This is a genomic window from Rhodococcus sp. AC861, assembly GCF_979256035.1.
Window position 1 is genome coordinate 567,167 of the sequence record NZ_CEEDMW010000003.1, and the last position, 20,538, is coordinate 587,704.

18 protein-coding genes are annotated in these 20,538 nt (G+C 67.5%); 10 read left to right on the forward strand and 8 right to left on the reverse strand.

The features are described from left to right. The 8 genes from rapZ to ppc all read left to right on the forward strand — a co-directional run bounded on the left by rapZ (position 1) and on the right by ppc (position 9,314). Positions 1 to 918: an RNase adapter RapZ gene (gene rapZ, locus AC0IX4_RS12230; protein ID WP_471829106.1), complete on the forward strand. Its 918-nt coding sequence runs from the start codon at positions 1 to 3 to the stop codon at positions 916 to 918. Beyond that, positions 915 to 1,970, forward strand: a complete 1,056-nt coding sequence (locus AC0IX4_RS12235; protein WP_471829108.1) for a gluconeogenesis factor YvcK family protein — start codon at positions 915 to 917, stop codon at positions 1,968 to 1,970. Before rapZ ends, AC0IX4_RS12235 begins: the two co-directional genes overlap by 4 nt. After that, a complete protein-coding gene (whiA, locus tag AC0IX4_RS12240; protein ID WP_042574606.1) occupies positions 1,961 to 2,944 on the forward strand; it encodes a DNA-binding protein WhiA in 984 nt (327 codons plus the stop codon). Before AC0IX4_RS12235 ends, whiA begins: the two co-directional genes overlap by 10 nt. A gap of 194 nt (positions 2,945 to 3,138) precedes the next feature. After that, positions 3,139 to 4,158, forward strand: a complete 1,020-nt coding sequence (gene gap, locus AC0IX4_RS12245; protein WP_042574605.1) for a type I glyceraldehyde-3-phosphate dehydrogenase — start codon at positions 3,139 to 3,141, stop codon at positions 4,156 to 4,158. 4 nt (positions 4,159 to 4,162) lie between these two features. Further along, the gene (locus AC0IX4_RS12250) at positions 4,163 to 5,374 is read left to right on the forward strand and encodes a phosphoglycerate kinase (protein ID WP_471829110.1); all 1,212 of its coding nucleotides are present in this window, start codon (positions 4,163 to 4,165) and stop codon (positions 5,372 to 5,374) included. Between the two features lie 3 nt (positions 5,375 to 5,377). After that, complete coding sequence (tpiA, locus tag AC0IX4_RS12255; protein ID WP_471829111.1) at positions 5,378 to 6,163, forward strand: triose-phosphate isomerase; 786 nt, start codon at positions 5,378 to 5,380, stop codon at positions 6,161 to 6,163. A gap of 89 nt (positions 6,164 to 6,252) precedes the next feature. Then, a complete protein-coding gene (gene secG, locus AC0IX4_RS12260; protein WP_042574602.1) occupies positions 6,253 to 6,486 on the forward strand; it encodes a preprotein translocase subunit SecG in 234 nt (77 codons plus the stop codon). Positions 6,487 to 6,545: 59 nt separating this feature from the next. Next, positions 6,546 to 9,314, forward strand: a complete 2,769-nt coding sequence (ppc, locus tag AC0IX4_RS12265; RefSeq protein WP_042574601.1) for a phosphoenolpyruvate carboxylase — start codon at positions 6,546 to 6,548, stop codon at positions 9,312 to 9,314. A gap of 218 nt (positions 9,315 to 9,532) precedes the next feature. Here the strand turns inward: ppc and pgl are convergent, their stop codons facing one another. The 5 genes from pgl to tkt are packed head-to-tail and all read right to left on the reverse strand — an operon-like array spanning position 9,533 to position 15,945. Continuing rightward, entirely contained in the window at positions 9,533 to 10,261 is a 729-nt protein-coding gene (gene pgl, locus AC0IX4_RS12270; RefSeq protein ID WP_471829113.1) for a 6-phosphogluconolactonase, read from the reverse strand. Then, positions 10,254 to 11,159 carry a glucose-6-phosphate dehydrogenase assembly protein OpcA gene (gene opcA, locus AC0IX4_RS12275; RefSeq protein WP_200933490.1) on the reverse strand — a complete coding sequence of 302 codons (906 nt, stop codon included), beginning with the start codon at positions 11,157 to 11,159 and terminating at the stop codon, positions 10,254 to 10,256. Before opcA ends, pgl begins: the two co-directional genes overlap by 8 nt. Further along, a complete protein-coding gene (zwf, locus tag AC0IX4_RS12280) occupies positions 11,156 to 12,712 on the reverse strand; it encodes a glucose-6-phosphate dehydrogenase (RefSeq protein WP_056074759.1) in 1,557 nt (518 codons plus the stop codon). The genes opcA and zwf overlap by 4 nt, the downstream gene beginning before the upstream one ends. A 3-nt stretch (positions 12,713 to 12,715) precedes the next feature. Next, positions 12,716 to 13,840, reverse strand: a complete 1,125-nt coding sequence (gene tal, locus AC0IX4_RS12285; protein WP_471829115.1) for a transaldolase — start codon at positions 13,838 to 13,840, stop codon at positions 12,716 to 12,718. Between the two features lie 5 nt (positions 13,841 to 13,845). Beyond that, the gene (gene tkt / locus AC0IX4_RS12290) at positions 13,846 to 15,945 is read right to left on the reverse strand and encodes a transketolase (RefSeq protein WP_042574596.1); all 2,100 of its coding nucleotides are present in this window, start codon (positions 15,943 to 15,945) and stop codon (positions 13,846 to 13,848) included. Between the two features lie 307 nt (positions 15,946 to 16,252). Between tkt and AC0IX4_RS12295 the strand changes: the two genes are divergently transcribed. Then, positions 16,253 to 17,242, forward strand: a complete 990-nt coding sequence (locus tag AC0IX4_RS12295; RefSeq protein WP_042574642.1) for a heme o synthase — start codon at positions 16,253 to 16,255, stop codon at positions 17,240 to 17,242. Between the two features lie 10 nt (positions 17,243 to 17,252). Here AC0IX4_RS12295 and AC0IX4_RS12300 read toward each other — a convergent pair whose 3' ends face one another. Continuing rightward, positions 17,253 to 18,218, reverse strand: coding sequence for a quinone oxidoreductase family protein (locus AC0IX4_RS12300; RefSeq protein WP_471829117.1), 966 nt, complete (start codon positions 18,216 to 18,218; stop codon positions 17,253 to 17,255). Between the two features lie 141 nt (positions 18,219 to 18,359). Here AC0IX4_RS12300 and AC0IX4_RS12305 point away from each other — a divergent pair, with 141 nt between their 5' ends. Further along, positions 18,360 to 18,695, forward strand: a complete 336-nt coding sequence (locus tag AC0IX4_RS12305; RefSeq protein ID WP_056075136.1) for a hypothetical protein — start codon at positions 18,360 to 18,362, stop codon at positions 18,693 to 18,695. A gap of 7 nt (positions 18,696 to 18,702) precedes the next feature. Here the strand turns inward: AC0IX4_RS12305 and AC0IX4_RS12310 are convergent, their stop codons facing one another. Continuing rightward, positions 18,703 to 19,677 carry a COX15/CtaA family protein gene (locus AC0IX4_RS12310; RefSeq protein ID WP_042574594.1) on the reverse strand — a complete coding sequence of 325 codons (975 nt, stop codon included), beginning with the start codon at positions 19,675 to 19,677 and terminating at the stop codon, positions 18,703 to 18,705. 64 nt (positions 19,678 to 19,741) lie between these two features. After that, complete coding sequence (locus AC0IX4_RS12315) at positions 19,742 to 20,536, reverse strand: ABC transporter permease (RefSeq protein ID WP_471829119.1); 795 nt, start codon at positions 20,534 to 20,536, stop codon at positions 19,742 to 19,744. Between the last annotated feature and the right edge of the window lie 2 nt (positions 20,537 to 20,538).

A 20,538-nucleotide genomic window follows, 5' to 3' on the forward strand; every position in this document is an offset into this window, starting at 1 on the left:
ATGCAGCGAGAGCAGGTGGGGTTCACCGCCGAACCGGAGTCCCTCGCCGACATCGACGTAGCGCTGGTCACAGGGCTGTCCGGCGCCGGGCTCGGAACGGCGGCCAAGGTCCTCGAGGACCTGGGGTGGTACGTGGCGGACAACATGCCGCCCGAACTCATCACACGGATGATCGAGATCGGTCGCACGTCGACACCGGGCATCGAGCGCCTCGCCCTGGTGGTCGACGTCCGCAGCCGCCTGTTCAACGGTGACGTCGCCACCCTGCTGTCGGATCTGACGGCGGTGGGTGTGCGACCTCGCGTGCTGTTCCTCGACGCGTCCGACGGTGTGCTGATCCAACGGTTCGAATCCGTTCGTCGCAGCCACCCGTTGCAGAACTACGGCTTCGACGGCACGCTCACCGAAGGCATCGCGGACGAGCGCGAGCGTTTGGCGTCGGTCAAGGAAGCGGCCGACATCGTCATCGACACGACGTCACTGTCGGTGCACGGTCTCCGGGACCGCATCGCAGCCGGCTTCGGCACCGACATGGCGAACACCATCGCCGTCACGGTCGAGTCCTTCGGTTTCAAGTACGGCGTTCCGTTGGACGCGGACGTGTTGTGCGATATGAGGTTTCTGCCCAACCCCCACTGGATTCCCGAGTTGAGGGCGCTCACGGGGAAGGACGAGGGAGTGCGCGACTACGTCCTCGGGCAACCGGGCGCCGAGGAGTACCTCGACCTGTACCACCGGTTGGTCGGCATGACGCTCGCCGGCTACCGGCGGGAGGGCAAGAGATACATGACCATCGCCATCGGGTGCACCGGCGGCAAACATCGCAGTGTCGCGATGGCCGAGGCGTTCGCGGACCGCCTGCGCGACGACGCGGACACCAGCGTGCGCGTCGTCCACCGCGACCTGGGTCGCGAGTGAGTGCGGCCGGACCACGCGACGAGAACTCCCCGAGCATCGTCGCGTTGGGAGGTGGGCACGGGCTGTACGCCACGTTGTCCGCCGTGAGAACCCTGTCGAGGAACGTCACCGCTGTCGTGACCGTCGCCGACGACGGCGGGTCGTCCGGGCGCCTACGGGCCGAGCTCGGGATGATCCCGCCCGGTGACCTCCGGATGGCGCTCGCTGCGCTGGCCGCGTCGGATCCTCGCAGCGCGCTGTGGGCCGACGTCCTCCAGCACCGGTTCGGCGGAAGCGGCGCTCTCGCGGGGCACTCCGTCGGCAATCTTCTTCTCGCCGGATTGACGGAGGTCGTCAAGGACCCCGTGGTCGCACTCGACGAGGTCGCCCACCTCCTCGACGTCGACGGACGTGTCCTGCCGATGTCGCCCATCGCCTTGGACATCGAGGCCGACGTCTCCGGGCTCGAGTCGGATCCGCGAGTGAGCCGGGTCATCCGAGGTCAGGTAGCGGTGGCCACCACGCCCGGCAAGGTCCGACGCGTGCGTCTGCTGCCCGTCGATCCACCGGCGACCGAACAGTCGGTGCGCGCGATCGAACGCGCCGACCTCGTCGTTCTCGGACCGGGATCGTGGTTCTCCAGTGTTCTGCCCCACGTTCTCGTTCCCGACCTGGCGGCGGCTCTGCGCAGAACAGACGCCCGCAAGGTGCTGGTACTGAACCTCGGACCGGAGCCGGGGGAGACCACAGGATTCTCGGCGGAGCGCCATCTCCACGTACTGTCCCAACACGCACCGGGTTTTCGGGTGCATCACGTGGTGGTCGACTCGGCGTCGGTACCGCCGGGTTCCGAGCGCGAACATCTGGCACGGGCCGCCGCAGTCTTCGGTGCGGACGTGATCTACGCCGATGTCGCGGGGGCGACACCACACGCACACGACGTCGCCAAGCTCGCGGCCGTGTTCGGCGCCGTTCTGGGCGCGGGTAGACCCGCGTCGGCGGTCGACGACACGCGCCCTACCGACGGCGACACCAGCAGTGACAGCAGGAAGGAACCGACATCGTGGCCATGACAGCCGATGTCAAGGACGAACTCAGCAGGCTCACGATCACGCAGGTCAGCTGCCGCAAGGCAGAGGTCGCCGCGTTGCTGCGCTTCGCCGGAGGCCTGCACATCGTGGCCGGGCGCGTCGTGGTGGAGGCGGAGGTCGACCAGCTGTCCATCGCCCGACGCCTCAAGCGCGAGGTCTTCGAGTTGTTCGGGTACAGCGCCGACGTGCACTCCATCGGCGCGGGCGGACTGCGGAAATCGACGCGCTACATCGTGCGCGTCGCCAAGGACGGTGAGGCGCTCGCGCGTCAGACGGGTCTGCTGGACATGCGCGGCCGTCCCGTTCGCGGGCTCCCGGCGCAGGTGGTCGGCGGCACGGTCGCCGACGCGGAAGCCGCCTGGCGAGGCGCCTTCCTGGCACACGGCTCGCTGACCGAACCCGGGCGCTCCTCGGCTCTCGAGGTCAGTTGCCCCGGACCGGAGGCAGCGCTGGCTCTCGTCGGTGCCGCTCGTCGGCTGGGTGTCGCCGCCAAGGCGCGCGAGGTCCGCGGCGCCGACCGCGTCGTCGTTCGCGACGGTGAGGCCATCGGCGTGCTGCTCACCCACATGGGCGCCCAGGACACTCGCCTGACCTGGGAGGAGCGACGCATGCGCCGCGAGGTGCGGGCGACGGCCAACAGGCTCGCCAACTTCGACGATGCCAATCTGCGCCGGTCCGCGCGGGCCGCCGTCGCCGCCGCCGCGCGCGTGGAACGGGCGTTGGCCATCCTCGGGGAAGACGTCCCCGACCATCTCGCCGCGGCCGGTCATCTGCGCGTCGAGCATCGGCAGGCGTCGCTCGAGGAACTGGGTCAGCTGGCCGACCCGCCGATGACCAAGGACGCCGTCGCCGGTCGGATCCGCCGGTTGTTGTCGATGGCGGATCGCAAGGCGAAGGACACGGGCATCCCGGACACCGAGTCCGCCGTGACCGCGGACCTGCTCGACGACGCCTGAGCGGGACGAGGCGGCTGACCGAGAGATGCACCACCCCGAACCATTAGGGTGGACACGTCACAGATCGAGCGCACCGCCCCCGGGCCGGCACGCTCGCGTGACGCAGACGTCCGCACCACCACGTGCGGGAGACGAAACGGTGCACGACCCGTGCACCGACGCGGAACACCAGTTTCAACACTAAGGAGCGAACAGTGACGGTTCGGGTTGGCGTGAACGGCTTCGGTCGTATCGGTCGTAACTTCTTCCGGGCGGTCGATGCGCAGAAGGCGCTCGGCACCACGGACATCGAGATCGTTGCGGTGAACGATCTCACCGACAACGCAACGCTCGCTCATCTGCTCAAGTACGACTCCATCCTCGGCCGCCTGCCGTACGACGTCTCGCTGGAGGGCGAGGACACCATCGTCGTCGGCGATCAGAAGATCAAGGCGCTCTCGCTCCGTGAGGGCCCGTCGGCTCTTCCGTGGGGCGATCTGGGTGTCGACGTCGTGGTCGAGTCCACCGGCATCTTCACCGACGCATCGAAGGCTCAGGGCCACATCGACGCCGGTGCCAAGAAGGTCATCATCTCCGCGCCCGCCAAGGGCGAGGACATCACCATCGTCATGGGCGTCAACGACGACAAGTACGACGGCAGCCAGAACATCATCTCCAACGCCTCGTGCACCACGAACTGCCTCGGCCCCATCGCCAAGGTGCTCGACGACGAGTTCGGCATCGTCAAGGGCCTGATGACCACGATCCACGCGTACACCCAGGACCAGAACCTGCAGGACGGCCCGCACAGCGACCTGCGTCGCGCCCGCGCCGCAGCCCTGAACGTCGTCCCCACCGGAACGGGCGCCGCCAAGGCCATCGGCCTGGTTCTCCCGCAGCTGCTCGGCAAGCTGGACGGCTACGCGCTGCGCGTGCCCATCCCCACCGGCTCGGTCACCGACCTGACTGCGAACCTGAAGAAGTCCGCCACCGTCGAAGAGATCAACGCCGCGATGAAGGCTGCTGCCGAGGGTCCGCTGAAGGGCATCCTGAAGTACACCTCGGACCCGATCGTGTCCTCCGACATCGTCACGGACCCGCACTCGTCCATCTTCGACTCGGGCCTGACCAAGGTCATCGACGACCAGGTCAAGATCGTCTCCTGGTACGACAACGAGTGGGGCTACTCCAACCGTCTCGTCGACCTCATCGGACTCGTCGGAAAGTCGCTCTGACCCGATGGCTGTCAAGACACTGCAGGACCTGATCGACGAGGGCGTCGACGGACGTGGCGTCCTCGTGCGGGCAGACTTCAACGTTCCGCTCGAGAACGGGCAGATCACCGACGCGGGTCGCATCGAGGCGTCGCTCCCGACGCTGCAGACGCTTCTCGAAGCCGGTGCCAAGCTCATCGTCACCGCCCACCTCGGTCGGCCCGACGGCACTCCGGACGCCAAGTTCTCGTTGGCACCGGTGGCCGCCAAGCTGGGTGAACTGCTGGGACGCCACGTCCAGCTCGCCGGTGACGTCGTCGGCCAGGACGCCGAGGCTCGCGCCGAGGGTCTGACCGACGGTGACGTTCTCCTCCTCGAGAACATCCGCTTCGATCCTCGTGAGACCAGCAAGGACGATGCCGAGCGGCTGGCGTTGGCGAAGGAACTGGCCACGCTGGCCGGCGACGACGCCGCGTTCGTCTCCGACGGTTTCGGTGTCGTGCATCGCAAGCAGGCGTCGGTGTACGACGTGGCGACACTCCTCCCGCACTACGCGGGAAACCTGGTCGCCACCGAGGTCGACGTGCTCACCAAGCTGACCGAGACCCCCGAGCGGCCGTACGCGGTCGTGCTCGGCGGCTCCAAGGTGTCCGACAAGATCGGTGTCATCGAGGCACTCGCTCCCAAGGTCGACACCCTGGTCATCGGCGGCGGCATGGCCTTCACGTTCCTTGCGGCACAGGGGTATTCGGTCGGAACCTCCCTGCTGCAGGAAGATCGCATCGAGACGTGCAAGGACCTGCTCGAGCGTTTCGGTGACGTCATCCACCTCCCGACGGACTTCGTCGTCGCCGACAGCTTCTCCGCCGACGCGGAGTCGAAGACGGTGAAGGCGTCGGAGATCCCCGACGGCTGGATGGGTCTGGACGTGGGACCCGACTCGGTGGATCGGTTCGAAGCGGTGCTCAGCAACGCCAAGACCATCTTCTGGAACGGTCCCGCCGGAGTCTTCGAGTTCGAGAAGTTCTCGAAGGGCACCGAAGGTATCGCCCGGGCGATCATCGCGGCGACCACGAAGGGCGCGTTCAGTGTCGTCGGTGGTGGCGACTCCGCCGCGGCCGTGCGCACTCTGGGTCTCCCGGATGCCGGCTTCTCCCACATCTCCACCGGTGGCGGTGCCTCCCTCGAGTACCTCGAGGGCAAGCAGCTCCCCGGCCTGTCGATCCTGGAGGGCTGACACATGGCACGGACCCCGTTCATCGCCGGCAACTGGAAGATGAATCTCAACCATCTCGAAGCCATCGCGCTGGTGCAGAAGATCGCGTTCTCACTGCCCGCGAAGTACTTCGAGAAGGTCGACGTCGCGGTCATCCCGCCGTTCACGGACATCCGCAGCGTCCAGACGCTGATCGAGGGCGACAAGCTGCTGCTCACCTTCGGTGCGCAGGACCTGTCGCCGCAGGACTCCGGCGCGTACACCGGTGACATCAGCGGCGCGTTCCTGGCGAAGCTGGGATGCACCTACGTCGTGGTCGGTCACTCCGAGCGTCGCGCCGGACACGGCGAGGACAACGAGACGGTGCTGGCCAAGACCAAGGCTGCGCTCAAGCACGGACTGATCCCGATCGTGTGCATCGGCGAGGGCCTCGAGGTCCGCGAGGCGGGCGAGCATGTGGCCTTCAACGTCGAGCAGCTCCGCGGTTCGCTCGCGGGACTCGGGGCGGACGAGGTCGCCAAGATCGTCGTCGCCTACGAACCCGTGTGGGCCATCGGGACCGGGCGTGTGGCCAGTGCTGCGGACGCCCAGGAAGTCTGTGGGGCCATCCGAGAAGAGCTGGTCTCCCTGGCCGACGTGGACACCGCCGCGAAGGTTCGCGTGCTGTACGGAGGTTCGGTCAGCTCCAAGAACGTCGGCGAGATCGTCGGCCAGACCGATGTCGACGGGGCACTCGTCGGCGGAGCGTCGCTCAAGGCGGACGAATTCGCCACCTTGTGCGCCATCGCTGCCGGGGGACCGCTTCCCTGACACACCGCGCATCACCGATCGAAGGGCACGTCGCGCACGCGACGTGCCCTTCGTCGTCCCGCCCGCTCCGACCTGTAGGATTGCCGATCATGCGCACGTTCCTGGACATCCTGCTGGTGATCACCAGCATCGGCCTGCTCGTCTTCATCCTGCTGCACCGCGGCAAGGGTGGCGGCCTGTCCAGCCTCTTCGGTGGCGGCGTCCAGTCGTCGTTGTCCGGATCGAGCGTCGTGGAGAAGAACCTCGACCGCGTCACCGTGTTCACCGGCGTCGTGTGGCTCATCTGCATCCTCGGCATCGGCCTGGAGATCAAGTTCGCCTGACACGCCGGGCCTGACATCCCTGCGCTGCGCCGGACAGCGAGGCCGACAATACTGTTCCCATGACAGTCGTCGATCCAGGTCTGCCCGCCACCGAACCTCTGCGAGAGGACATTCGGCTCCTCGGAGGGATCCTCGGTTCCGTCATCCGGGACCACGAGGGTGAGTCGACGTTCGACCTCGTGGAGAAGGCCCGCGTCGAGTCCTTCCGCGTCCGGCGGTCGGAGATCGACCGCGGTGTGTTGACCGACCTCTTCGACGGCATCGACATCGCGTCGGCCATTCCGGTGATCCGCGCGTTCAGTCATTTCTCCCTGCTCGCGAACCTGGCGGAGGACATCCACCGGGAACGCCGGCGGGCCGTGCACGTCCGCGCGGGGGAGCCTCCCCAGGACAGCAGCCTGGCCTCCACCTACGCCAAACTCGATGCGGCGAACCTCGACGCCGAGACCGTGCAGAACCTGCTGCGCGACGCGCTGGTGTCGCCGGTCATCACCGCGCACCCGACCGAGACCCGTCGCCGCACGGTCTCCGAGATCCAGAGCCGCATCACCGATCTGATGCGATTCCGTGAGCGCACGGAACTGGACGACGTCGAGGTTGCCGACACCGAGGCGAAGATCGAGCGGCAGATCCTCGCACTGTGGCAGACCGCATTGATCCGCTTGTCGCGGCTCCGTATCCAGGACGAGATCGAGGTCGGCCTGCGCTACTACGACATGTCGCTGTTCGACGTCATACCCCGTATCAACACCGAACTGCGTGCGGCGCTGCGCAGCCGGTGGCCCGATGCGGATCTGCTGGCGCAGCCGATGCTGCGTCCGGGGTCGTGGATCGGCGGCGACCGCGACGGCAACCCCTTCGTCACCGGGGAGATCGTGCACCGGGCGACCAACCGTGCGGCGCAGGTCGCCTTCACCCGGTACCTCGCCGATCTCGTCGGCCTGGAGCACGAGCTCTCGATGTCGGCGCGACTGATCGATGTGGACGCGGACCTGCAGGCTCTGGCCGACGCGTCGAAGGACGACTCGGCGTTCCGGTCCGACGAGCCGTTCCGACGCGCGGTGCGCGGCATCCGCGGCCGTCTGACGGCGACGGCGCACCGGATGCTGGACGTGGTGCCCGACAACACCCTCGACACTCCCGAGCTGGAGCCGTACTCGTCGCCGCAGGAGATGCTCGACGACCTCGACCTGCTGGATCGCTCGTTGCGTCGTACAGCCAACGGTGTCATCGCGGACGACCGGCTCGCGACGCTGCGCCAGGCGTTGGAGACGTTCGGGTTCCACCTGTCCGGCCTCGACATGCGTCAGAACTCCGACATCCACGAGGAGGTCGTCGGCGAACTCCTGGCGTGGGCGGGTGTGCATTCCGACTACTCGTCGCTCTCCGAGGACGAGCGCGTGGCGATCCTGTCCGCGGAGCTCGAGACTCGGCGCCCGCTGATCGGGCCTCGCGCGGAGTTCAGCGAGCAGACGACGAAGGAACTGGCGATCGTCGCCTCGGCTGCCGACGCCGTGCGCACGTTCGGCGGTGGGGCCGTACCGAACTACATCATCAGCATGTGCACGTCCGTGAGCGACATGCTCGAGGCCGCGGTGCTGCTGAAGGAGGCCGGCATCCTCGATCCCGGCGACTCGGAAACAGGTCCGTCGTCCCCGGTGGGGGTGGTGCCGCTGTTCGAGACCATCGACGACCTCCAGCAGGGCGCGGCCACGCTCACCGCGACCTTGGCCGTTCCGGTGTACCGCGCGCTGGTCACATCGCGAGGCGAGAACCAGGAGGTGATGTTGGGGTACTCGGATTCGAACAAGGACGGCGGGTACCTCGCAGCCAACTGGGCTCTCTACCGTGCCGAGCTCGACCTCGTCGAGGCCGCTCGGGACGCCGGGATCCGGTTGCGCCTCTTCCACGGGCGCGGTGGCACCGTCGGTCGCGGCGGCGGCCCGAGTTACGACGCGATCCTCGCGCAGCCCACCGGTGCTGTCACCGGGTCGCTGCGCATCACCGAGCAGGGTGAGGTCATCGCCGCGAAGTACGCGGAGCCGCGCCTCGCACGTCGCAACCTGGAGACTCTGCTCGCGGCGACGATCGAGAGCACTCTCCTCGACGTCGAGGGACTGGGCGACGATGCCGAACCGGCCTACGCACTTCTCGACGATCTGGCAGCCCGCGCGCAAGCCGCCTACGGCGCGCTGGTGCACGAGACTCCCGGCTTCGTCGAGTACTTCCGGATGTCGACGCCCGTCGCCGAGATCGGTGAGCTCAACATCGGTAGCCGACCCGCCTCGCGGAAGCCGACCAACTCCGTCTACGACCTGCGGGCCATTCCCTGGGTCATGTCGTGGAGCCAGTCGCGCGTGATGCTTCCGGGTTGGTACGGAGTCGGTACGGCCTTCGAGGACTGGGTGGGCGGCGACGACGACCGGTTGGCGACGCTGACCGATCTGTACCGGCGCTGGCCCTTCTTCCGGACCGTGATGTCGAACATGGCGCAGGTGATGGCGAAGTCCGATCTCGGTCTCGCCGCGCGCTACTCGGAACTGGTCCCGGACGAGAAGCTCCGCAAGACCGTGTTCGACATGATCTCGACCGAGCATGCGAAGACGGTGTCGATGTACCTGAAGGTCACCGGTCACGACGGTCTGCTGGACGACAACCCGGCTCTCGCCCGGTCGGTGTTCAACCGCTTCCCGTATCTCGAGCCGCTGAATCACCTGCAGGTCGAACTGCTGAAGCAATTGCGTGCCGGCGACGACCGCGAACAGGTGAAGCGCGGAATCCTGTTGACGATGAACGGTCTCGCGACGGCCTTGCGGAACAGCGGCTAGAGGGAACCGTCGGGGCTCTCCCGGCGTCGAACAGAGCAGGACCACATTCGACGCCGGGAGGGCACCTCGACATGAAGCAGTTCAGCGACAACCGTTGCAGCGCATCAGCATCCGCGTGGCGGCGCGGAGTTCCCCGTCGTCGCCACGCTCCGGTTCCCACGCAGATACGCCAGGACGGCCCGGCCGACGAGCGGCCGGGCCGATCGCCGACGTGACGGTCACAGACGGGAGGCGGACCCCTCGTCGAGGAACCAGACGGTGGACTCGGTGCCGTGGGCACCGGCAGCCGGGTGCTCGATCGGATTCGCCCCGCCGACACATGCCGCGACCGCGTCGGCCTTCCCCTCACCCGACACCAGGAACCACACGTGCCGGGAACGGTTCACCGCGGGAAGGGTGAGAGTGATGCGGACCGGCGGCGGCTTGGGGGAGTCGGTGACGGCGAGGACGAGGCTGCTGTCCTCGCGCACCGCATCGCTGTGGGGGAACAGCGAGTTGATGTGGGAGTCCGGACCCATGCCCAGGAGGTGCACGTCGAACACCGGGCCGTCGGTGCCGCCGAATGCGGCGACGGCCTGAAGGTAGGCCACGGCGGCCGCGTCGACGTCGTCACCCAGCGGGGAGTCCGACGGCGCCATGACGTGCACGCGTGCCTCGTCGACGCCGACGTGATCGAGCAACGCGTCCTTCGCCTGGACGTAGTTCCTCTCCGAGTCGCCCTCGGGAAGAAAGCGTTCGTCGCCGAAGAAGACGTCGACCGCCGACCAGTCGATGTCACCGCCGAGATCTTTGACGGCCTTCAGCGTGGCGACGCCGGTACCGCCACCGGTCAGCACCACGGACGCACTGCCGCGAGTCTTCTGTGCGTCGACGACGACGGCCACGAATCGTTCGGCCGCGGCGCGTGCGAGTGCCGCGGTGTCCGGGGAGCGGTGTATCTCACTCATAGGTCACCTTCGCGAGGCCGGCGAGTGCCTCTTCGTAGATCTCGTCACGGTCGAGGCGCCGTAGCTCTTCCGCCAGGCAATCACGCGTCTCCCGTCGTGCGAGAGACACCAGAGTGTCGGGTTGTCCCGTCCTGATCAGCGTCGCCGTGGTTCCGGTCTGCGGACGGCTGATGGAGACGGTGCTGTCCGCCAGCACCATCTCGACGCGCAGATCACCGACGTTGCGGTGCACGGGAACGCCCAGACGGCCGGCGAGCCATCCGGCGAGGATGTCGAGCGCCGGCTCGTCCCGCAGTCCCGAGACCGTGACCGAGCGCACGGCCTCGGCCTGCTGGTCGAGCGCGGTGGTGAGCAACGCTCGCCAGTACGTGATGCGCGACCACGCCAGGTCGGAGTCGCCCTCGGAGTAGGACTCGAGCCGCGACGCGATCGCGGCCCGCGGATCGGGGGCCATGGTGGCGTCGGTGATCCGTCGGATGGCAAGGCGTCCCACCGGGTCCTTGGCGGGCACGTCGGGCGCCCCACCGGGCCACCACGCGACGACGGGTGTGTCCGGCAGCAGGAAGGGGAGCACCACGCTCTGCTCGTGCTCGGACAGCTCGCCGCGCAGACGCAGCACGACCACCTCGGAGGCACCCGCGTCACCTCCGACGCGGATCTGCGCGTCGAGACCGTCCTCGTCACTGCGCTCGCCGCGCGCCAACACGATCACGCGGCACGGATGCTCGCGGCTGGCTTCGTTGGCTGCTTCGATCGCCGCTTCGAACTTGGACGGGTCACGGATGACGACCACGAGAGTGAGGACGCGTCCGAGCGTGACGGCGCCTCCCGACTCGCGGAGTTCGACGAGTTTCTTCGAGACGGCGCGGGTACTGGTGGCCGGAAGGTCGACGATCACGGTCTTCTCCATTCGCGTCCGGTGCGCTGCATCATCTCGTTCGCGGAGTCCGGACCCCACGTCCCGGCCTCGTAGGGGTCGGCGGTGCCGCCCGACGCCCAGTACTCGAGGATCGGGTCGAGGATCTTCCAGGACAGCTCGACCTCGGCATTGACCGGGAAGAGCGACGGTTCACCGAGCAGGACGTCGAGAATGAGACGCTCGTACGCCTCGGGGGAGGATTCGGTGAATGCCTGCCCGTAGCTGAAGTCCATGCTGACGTCGCGCACCTGCATGCTCGAACCCGGCACCTTCGACCCGAAGCGAAGCGTCACGCCCTCGTCCGGCTGCACCCTGATCACCAGGGCGTTCTGACCCAACTCCTCGGTCATGGTCGCGTCGAACGGTAGATGGGGAGCACGCTTGAAGATCATCGCGATCTCGGTGACCCGTCGTCCCAGCGATTTGCCGGTGCGCAGGTAGAACGGGACTCCGCCCCACCGTCGGGTGTCGACCTCGAGCGTGATGGCCGCGTACGTCTCGGTCGTGGACTCGGCGTCGAAGCCTTCTTCTTCCTTGAGTCCCTTGACCTTCTGACTGCCCTGCCATCCGCTGGTGTACTGGCCGCGTGCCGCGGTCTCCGCGAACGGTTCCGCCAACCGCGTCGCCGACAACACCTTGATCTTCTCGGACTGCAGTTCGCTGGGGCTGAAGCTGACAGGCTCCTCCATCGCGGTGATGGCGAGCAACTGCAGCAGGTGATTCTGAATGACGTCGCGGGCAGCGCCGATGCCGTCGTAGTACCCGGCTCGGCCGCCGAGACCGATGTCCTCGGCCATCGTGATCTGCACGTGGTCCACGTAGTGGGCGTTCCAGATCGGGTCGAACAACTGGTTCGCGAAGCGCAGCGCCAGGATGTTCTGGACCGTCTCCTTGCCCAGGTAGTGGTCGATGCGGAACACCCGGTCCTCCGGGAACACCCGGTTGACGACGGCGTTGAGTTCCTTCGCGCTCTGCAGATCGTGGCCGAAGGGCTTCTCGATGACGACGCGTCGCCACTGGTCGGGCCCACCCTCGACGACCTGACCTGTCGCCAGGCCGGACGTGGAGAGTTGCTCGAGGACGACGGGGAACGCGCTGGGCGGGATCGACAGGTAGAACGCGTGATTGCCACCCGTTCCGCGTTGGACATCGAGTTCGGCGAGCGTCGTCGCCAACCGGTCGAAGGCGTCGGCGTCGTCGAAGGTGCCCTGGACGAAGCGGATGCCCTCGGCGAGACGCTCCCAGACGCTCTCACGGAACGGCGTGCGAGCATGCTCGCGAACCGAATCGTGGACGATGGTCGAGAAGTCCTGGTCCTCCCATTCGCGTCGTGCGAAACCGACGAGGGCGAAGCCGGGGGGCAACAGCCCGCGGTTCGCCAGGTCGTACACGGCCGGCATCAGCTTCTTGCGCGCGAGATCGCCCGTCACCCCGAAGATCACCAGGCTGCAGGGCCCGGCGATCCTCGGGAGACGCTTGTCCCGGTTGTCACGAAGCGGATTGACCCAGGGGGCGTCCTCCGTCGTCGTCATGTGTCAGCTCTTGCTCTGTGCCTGATCGAGCTGCTGGCGAGTGGCCTCGTTGAGTTCGGCCCAGGCGCTCTCGAACTTCTCGACACCCTCGTTCTCGAGGACGAGGAACACGTCCGTGAGGTCGATGCCGAGGGCGCTGATCGCGTCGAACACGGCCTGCGACTCGGGACCCTTGCCCGAGATCGTGTCGCCCGTGATCTCACCGTGGTCCGCCACCGCGTCCATGGTCTTCTCCGGCATCGTGTTCACCGTGTTGGGTGCGACGAGTTCGGTGACGTACAGGGTGTCGGGGAGCGTCGGATCCTTGACGCCGGTCGAGGCCCACAGCGCGCGCTGCGGACGTGCATTGCTCTCCAGGAGGCCCTGGAACCGCGAGCCGACCTCGAAGACCTGCTGGTAGGCGACGTACGCGAGGCGCGCGTTGGCCAGTCCGGCCTTGCCCTTCAGCTCGGTGGCCTCGGGGGTGCCGATGGCAGCGAGACGCTTGTCGATCTCGGTGTCGACGCGCGAGACGAAGAACGATGCCACCGAGTGGATCGAGGACAGGTCATGTCCGGCGGCCTTGGCGGACTCGAGTCCCTCGAGGTACGCGTTCATGACGGCTTCGTACCGCTCGACCGAGAAGATCAGCGTGACGTTGACGCTGATGCCTTCGCCGATGACCTTGGCGATCGCGGGAATGCCGGCTTCGGTCGCGGGAATCTTGATGAGGACGTTGGGGCGGTCGACGATCTTCCACAGCTCGATCGCCTGCGCCACGGTCTTGTCGGTCTCGTGCGCCAGGCGAGGATCGACCTCGATGGACACGCGGCCGTCGACACCGTTGGACGCCTCGTAGACGGGTGCGAAGATGTCGCACGCGTTGCGGACGTCGTCGGTGGTGACGGTGCGGATGACCGCGTCCACGTCGGCGCCGCGGGCCGCGAGCTCGTTGACCTGATCGTCGTAGGCGGTGCCCTTGCTGAGCGCAGCCTGGAAGATCGACGGGTTCGTGGTGACACCGACGACCGACTTGCCCTCGATCAGCTCGGTCAGGTTGCCGGACGAGATGCGGTCACGTGAGAGGTCGTCGAGCCACACGGACACTCCGGCGGCCGACAGATCTGCGAGATTCTTGTTCTGGGTCATGGCGGTTATCCCTTCACATTGGTGATGGAGCGCTGCGCGGCGGCGACCACGGCCTCGGCCGTGAATCCGTACTCGCGGAACAGCGTGGCTGCGTCGGCGGACTCGCCGAAGTGCTCGAGCGAGATGATCTCGCCGAAACCGCCGACGAGCTTGTACCACGGCATCGCGATGCCGGCCTCGATCGAGACGCGTGCCTTGACGGTGGGCGGCAGCACCTGGTCGCGGTAGTTCTGGTCCTGGCTCTCGAACCACTCGACACACGGCATGGAGACCACGCGTGCGGCGATGTCCTGCGCCTCGAGCAGCTTCTGGGCCTCGACGGCGTACTGCACCTCGGATCCGGTGGCGATCAGGATGACGTCGGGAGCAGCCTTCGACGACTCGACCAGGGTGTAGCCACCCTTGGACACGCCCTCGTAGCTGGTGCCTTCGAGCACGGGGATGCCCTGACGCGTCAGCGCCAGACCGACCGGGCCGCTGCTGGAGGACTTCGCCAGCACGGCGCGCCATGCGTGTGCGGTCTCGTTGGCGTCACCGGGACGGACGACGGACAGGTTCGGGATCGCCCGCAACGCAGCGAGGTGCTCGACCGGCTGGTGGGTCGGGCCGTCCTCGCCCAGACCGACGGAGTCGTGAGTCCAGACGTAGATCGGATCGATGTCCATCAGCGACGCGAGTCGGACGGCCGGGCGCATGTAGTCACTGAACTGCATGAACGTGCCGCCGTAGGCGCGGGTCGGTCCGTGCATGACGATGCCGGACAGGATCGCGCCCATGGCGTGCTCACGGATACCGAAGTGCAGGGTGCGCCCGTACGGCTCGGCGTCCCAGTCGTCGGTGGAGATCGACGTGGGGCCGAAGGACTTGGCGCCCTTCATCGTCGTGTTGTTGCTGCCGGCCAGGTCGGCGGAGCCGCCCCACAGCTCGGGCAGCACGGGCGCGACGGCACTGAGCACGTCACCGGACGCGGCACGCGTGGCGACGGCCTTGCTTCCCGGCTCCCAGGTGGGGAGGACGTCGGACCAGCCCTCGGGCAGCTCTTCCGCCGTGAGGCGGTCGAGCAGCTTCTTGCGCTCGGGCTCGCGTGCCGCCCAGGCATCGAACTGCTCGGTCCAGGCGGCGTGCGCCGCACGGCCGCGCTCCTGCAACGAGCGGGTGTGCGCGATGACCTCGTCGGTGACCTCGAAGGTCTTGTCCGGATCGAAGCCGAGTGCCTTCTTGACCGCGGCGACCTCGTCGTCGCCGAGTGCCGCGCCGTGCACTGCGCCGGTGTTCATCATCGTCGGCGCGGGGAAGCCGATGATGGTGCGCAGCACGATGATCGACGGCTTGTCGGTGACGGCCTTCGCGGCCTCGACAGCCTCTTCGATGGCGGTGACGTTCTCGCCGCCCTCGACGACCTGGACGTGCCAGCCGTAGGCCTCGTAGCGCTTGGCCGTGTCCTCGGACAGGGCGATGTCCGTCGAGTGCTCGATGGAGATCTTGTTGTCGTCGTAGAACAGGATCAGGTTGCCGAGCTGCTGCGTACCGGCCAGCGACGACGCCTCGGAGGTGATGCCCTCCTCGATGTCGCCGTCGGAGGCGATGACGTAGATGAAGTGGTCGAACGGGCTCTCCCCGAGGGCGGGCTCCGGGTCGAAGAGTCCACGTTCGCGGCGCGACGCCATCGACATGCCGACGGCGGAGGCCAGGCCCTGCCCCAACGGGCCGGTGGTGATCTCGACGCCCTTGGTGTGGCGGAACTCGGGGTGGCCCGGAGTCTTCGACTTGAACGTACGCAGCGCCTCGAGGTCGGACAGTTCGAGCCCGAAGCCGCCGAGGTACAGCTGGATGTAGAGGGTGAGGCTCGAGTGGCCGCACGAGAGCACGAACCGGTCGCGACCGATCCACGTCGTGTCGGTGGGGTCGTGGCGCATGGTGCGCTGGAAGAGCGTGTAGGCGAGAGGCGCGAGGCTCATCGCGGTACCGGGGTGGCCGTTGCCGACCTTCTGCACGGCGTCGGCCGCGAGCACTCGAACAGTGTCCACCGCCCGCGTGTCCAGATCGGTCCAGTCGCTCGGATGGTGAGCGCTGGTGAGAACGGTGATGTCGTCTGTGATCGACACGAGCGGAAATCTCCTGACACTGTCGGGGTGTGTGGCCAGTACCTGCGTGCGAACGGCGCGACTGATCGCATCGTCCGCGGGTGGAGCCTAGTTCCCCGACGGATCCGTCGGAGATACCCGGTTCGGGGCCCAGCCTAGTTCCGTCGGGGACCCCCCGCCGACTCGTACGAGCAACGCCCGCGCAGATCGACGTGGTGACTCCGACCTCAGGACTACCCGCCGATTGGGGTGATGACACAGGCGGCGTCTACCATCGCTTGTAGTAGCGCCACCTGTTCGGTGGTGAAGCGCAGGTCGTGTGAGGGAGATTCGAGTGGGGATGCGGCAGAGCCCGAGCGGACACGGGTTCGCCGACAGTCCGGCCGCGGACTCGTCTCCGGCGCCCACGACGCTCCCGGGACGACTCCTCGCGCGGGCCGGCGCCTACATCGCACTGACCAAGCCTCGTGTCATCGAGTTGCTCCTCGTCGCCACCATCCCCACGATGCTGCTGGCCGATCGTGGCTCGGTGGACCTGCCTCTGCTCTTCGCCACACTGTTCGGCGGTTGGATGGGTGCAGCCAGCGCGAACACGTTGAACTGCGTCGTCGACGCCGATATCGACAAGGTCATGAAGCGCACGGCGCGCCGTCCCCTCGCCCGTGAGGCAGTGCCCACGTCGCACGCCTTCGTCTTCGGCACACTGCTCGGCATCGCGTCGTTCGCCTGGTTGTGGTGGGCCGCGAACCTGCTCAGCGGCGTTCTCGTCGTCGTGACCATCCTGTTCTACGTGTTCGTCTACACGATGGGCCTCAAGCGTCGGACCTCGCAGAACGTCGTCTGGGGCGGTGCTGCGGGTTGCATGCCGGCGTTGGTGGGATGGTCGGCGGTCACCGGAACCGTCGGCTGGCAAGCCGTCGTGCTGTTCCTGGTCATCTTCTTCTGGACGCCGCCGCACACCTGGGCCCTGGCCATGCGTTACAAGGACGACTACGCCGCAGCCGGTGTGCCCATGCTTCCCGTCGTTGCCACCGAGCAGGTCGTCACACGACAGATCGTCATCTACACCTGGCTCACCGTCGCCGCGACCGCCGCGCTGGTCCCCGCCGCGGGCGTCGTGTACGCCGCGGTGGCACTCGTCGCGGGCGCCTGGTTCCTCCTGATGGCTCATCAGCTCTACGCGGGTGTACGCCGCGGCGAGCCGGTCAAGCCCCTGCGTCTGTTTCTCCAGTCGAACAATTACCTGGCCGTCGTCTTCATCGGCCTGGCCGTCGACTCGGTGCTCGGCATGAACACCGTGTCGCAGTTCTTCTCCTGACAGCCGTGACTCAGGGCTCCAGAACCAAGGAGCCGGTGGTCCGGCGTGCTTCGAGTTCGGTGTGCGCCCGGCGGGCCTCCGCCAGCGGGTAGCGGTGCTCGACCCGCACCGACAACGTCCCGTTCGCGACGGCGCCCATGACGGCCCCACCGCGCCACTCGAGCTCGGCTCGGTCGCGAATGTGGTGGGCGAGGGTCGGCCGAGTCAGGAATACCGATCCGGCCTTGTTGAGCCGCTGAGGGTCGACCGGCGGAACCGGTCCGCTGGCCGCCCCGAACAGGGCGACGGTGCCGCGGATCCGCACGCTGTCGAGACTTGCGTCGAAGGTCGTCCTGCCGACGCCGTCGTAGACCGCCGCCACCCCCTCGCCACCGGTGATGTCGCGCACCCGGGCTGCGATGTCGTCGTCGTACCGCAGGACGTGGGACGCGCCCGCGTCGCGAGACAAGGCGTCCTTGTCGTCCGATGAGACGGTCGTGATCACCTCGACCCCCTTCGCGACCGCGAGCTGGGTGAGCAGCAACCCGACTCCGCCGGCCCCGGCGTGCACCAGCACGGTGTCCCCGGACACGGCCGCGTAGGTCGACTCGACGAGATAGTGCGCAGTCATACCCTGCAGCAGCACAGACGCTGCTCGAGGGAAGTCGACGCCGCCGGGAACCGAGACGGCCGCGGCCGCCGGAACGACCGCGAGTTCGGCGTAGCTACCGGGCGCGCTGGCCCATGCGACCCGGTCTCCGACCTGGATGTCGGTGACGTCGGATCCGATCTCCTCGACGACCCCGGCGCCCTCGTCGCCGGGAATGTACGGCAGCTCTCGGGGGTAGGCCCCGCTCCGGAAGTAGGTGTCGATGTAGTTGATGCCGGCGGCCTGCACTCGGACGAGGAGGTCGGTGGGGCCGGGACGTGGATCGGGGGCCTCGGTGTACTCGAGAACGTCGGGTCCGCCGGTCCTGGTGATCACCACTGCTCGCATCACCGGAGTCTTGCACTACCGGCGCGGACGCGGGGGACGGGACACGAGGTTACCGATGGGTAGGAGTGCGGCGGAGGCACCGGGTATTCTCACGGCATGAGTACCGAGAGCATCGAGAACGCACCCAAGGGCTCGTCCGGCATGAGCACCGAGACGGCTGCACCACCGTCGAGTCTGGTGTCGTCCATCGAGTCGTTCGTTGCCGCCCACGGCGGCTCGGCGACGGTCGTGTTGCAGCCCCTGGGGCGTGCGGGCGTTCGCATCACACTGGTCGGTGAGGACGGTGTCCTGGGGGACCGCGTCGCCGCCGATCTGGCGACCGCGCACGCGGTGGTGGATTCGTTGGATTCGGTGACCATCGGCGAGTGGGATCGGGAACTGACGAGCATCGTCACCCCCCGCAAGGGTCATTTCGCGCAGATGGCCGGGTGGGTAGCGGGCCAGACCAAGTTCCCGAAGGCTCGCAACGGCCAGTAGGGATTGCTCAGCGAACGTGCTCGGGCCGCACGTTCTCGGCGTCGGGTGCCGGGATGGACTCACGGTGACGTGACGCCGACCAGACGGCAGCCGTCGCGGCGGTGCACGCGGCGGCTCCCGCGACGTGCACCGCCACCAGCGCGGCAGGAACGTCGGTGAAGTACTGGACGATGCCGACCGACGCCTGCGCAACCACCAGCGCGATCAGGATGTGCAGCCGCTTCTTCACGGCAGTCGCTCCCGAGGGGCTGACCGCGTAGACGCCGAAGGTCAGTCCGACGAGCAGGGCCAGGTAGCCGACCAGCAGTTCCGCGTGCAGATGCACGAGGGTGACGATCTCCACCTCGAGTCGCGCCACGTCCGCGTCGCCGGCGTGCGGTCCGGCTCCGGTGACCATCGTTCCCGCCACCAGAACGCCGGTGAGCAGGACCGCGGACAGAACGGTCAGCCACCGCAGGGGAGCAGGAACGGACGGCACGGATACGCCGTCGTCGGCCTCGCCGATCTTGTGGAACAGCAGAGTCGCCAGCCACACCATCAGCATCGAGATGATCAGGTGCACGGCGACCGTCCACCACAGCAGCCCGGTGAGCACGGTGATTCCGCCGACGCCGGCCTGCAGCACCGTTCCGGCGGGCATCAGCCACGCGTAGACGACCACTTCGCGCCGACGCCGTGCGCGGATGACGGCGAGCACGATGGCCGCGGCTGTCAGCACGACGGCGAAGGTCAGCATGCGGTTGCCGAATTCGACCGCCTGATGCAACACCGGGACCTCGGACACGCCCACGGGAGTGAAGCTGCCGGGGAAGCACTGGGGCCACGTGGGGCACCCCAGGCCGGACGCCGTGACGCGCACGATGGCGCCGGTGACGGAGATGCCGCCCTGGGTCACGATCACGACGAACGCGATGATCCGCTGCACGCGAACGGAGGGCAGCGGCAGGCGATCGACCAGGGACAGGAACGCACGAGAAAGCACGACTCGATCGTAGACGCCGAGTCCTACACGGTGTAGTTGGCCCGCGTCCGGCCGGACGGTTCGCCTAGGTGAAGGAGAACTTGCGGGTTGCCCAGAAGCCGCATACCGCGGCCCACACGGCAAGCACCAGGACGCCGAACAGGTCGACTCGCCCCACCACGGCCTGCTCGAGTGTTTCCGCCATCGCGCCCGACGGTACGAGACGCGCGATCATCCGCACGGCTCCGGGAAGCGAGTCGTCGGCGAAGATCACACTGCCGATACCGAGCATGACGAACCACGCGATGTTGGCCAGAGCGAGCACGATCTCTGCGCGAAGTGTTCCGCCGAGAAGCAGGCCCATCGTCGTGAACGTCACGGTGCCCAGGGCGATGACGACGGCACCGAGGAGCAGCCCGCCCGGCGTCGGACGCCATCCGAGGATCAGCCCGATGACACCCAGCAGAACCGACTGCGCGGCGACGACGATCAGGACGGCGATCGACTTGCCCGCGATCGCGCCCCACTTCGGCAGAGCGGTCGCACCGAGTCTCTTCAGGGCGCCGTAGCGTCGATCGAAGCCCACAGCGATGGCCTGACCGGTGAAGGCCGTCGACATCACGGCGACCATCATCACGGCGGGAACGACTGTTCCGACGCGCTCGGAGCCGAAGTCGCCGAACGGCAGAAGTGTCAGACCGATGAGCAACGTGACCGGGATGAACATGGTCAGCAGCAACTGCTCACCGTTGCGGAGGAGCAGGACGAGTTCGAGTCGGGACTGCGCCGCGAGCATGCGACCGCGAGGCGCCGCCTGCGGATTCGGTGTGAACGTCCCCGGTTCGAATCTGTCCGTCGTGCGTTCGGACCGTGATGTCACGC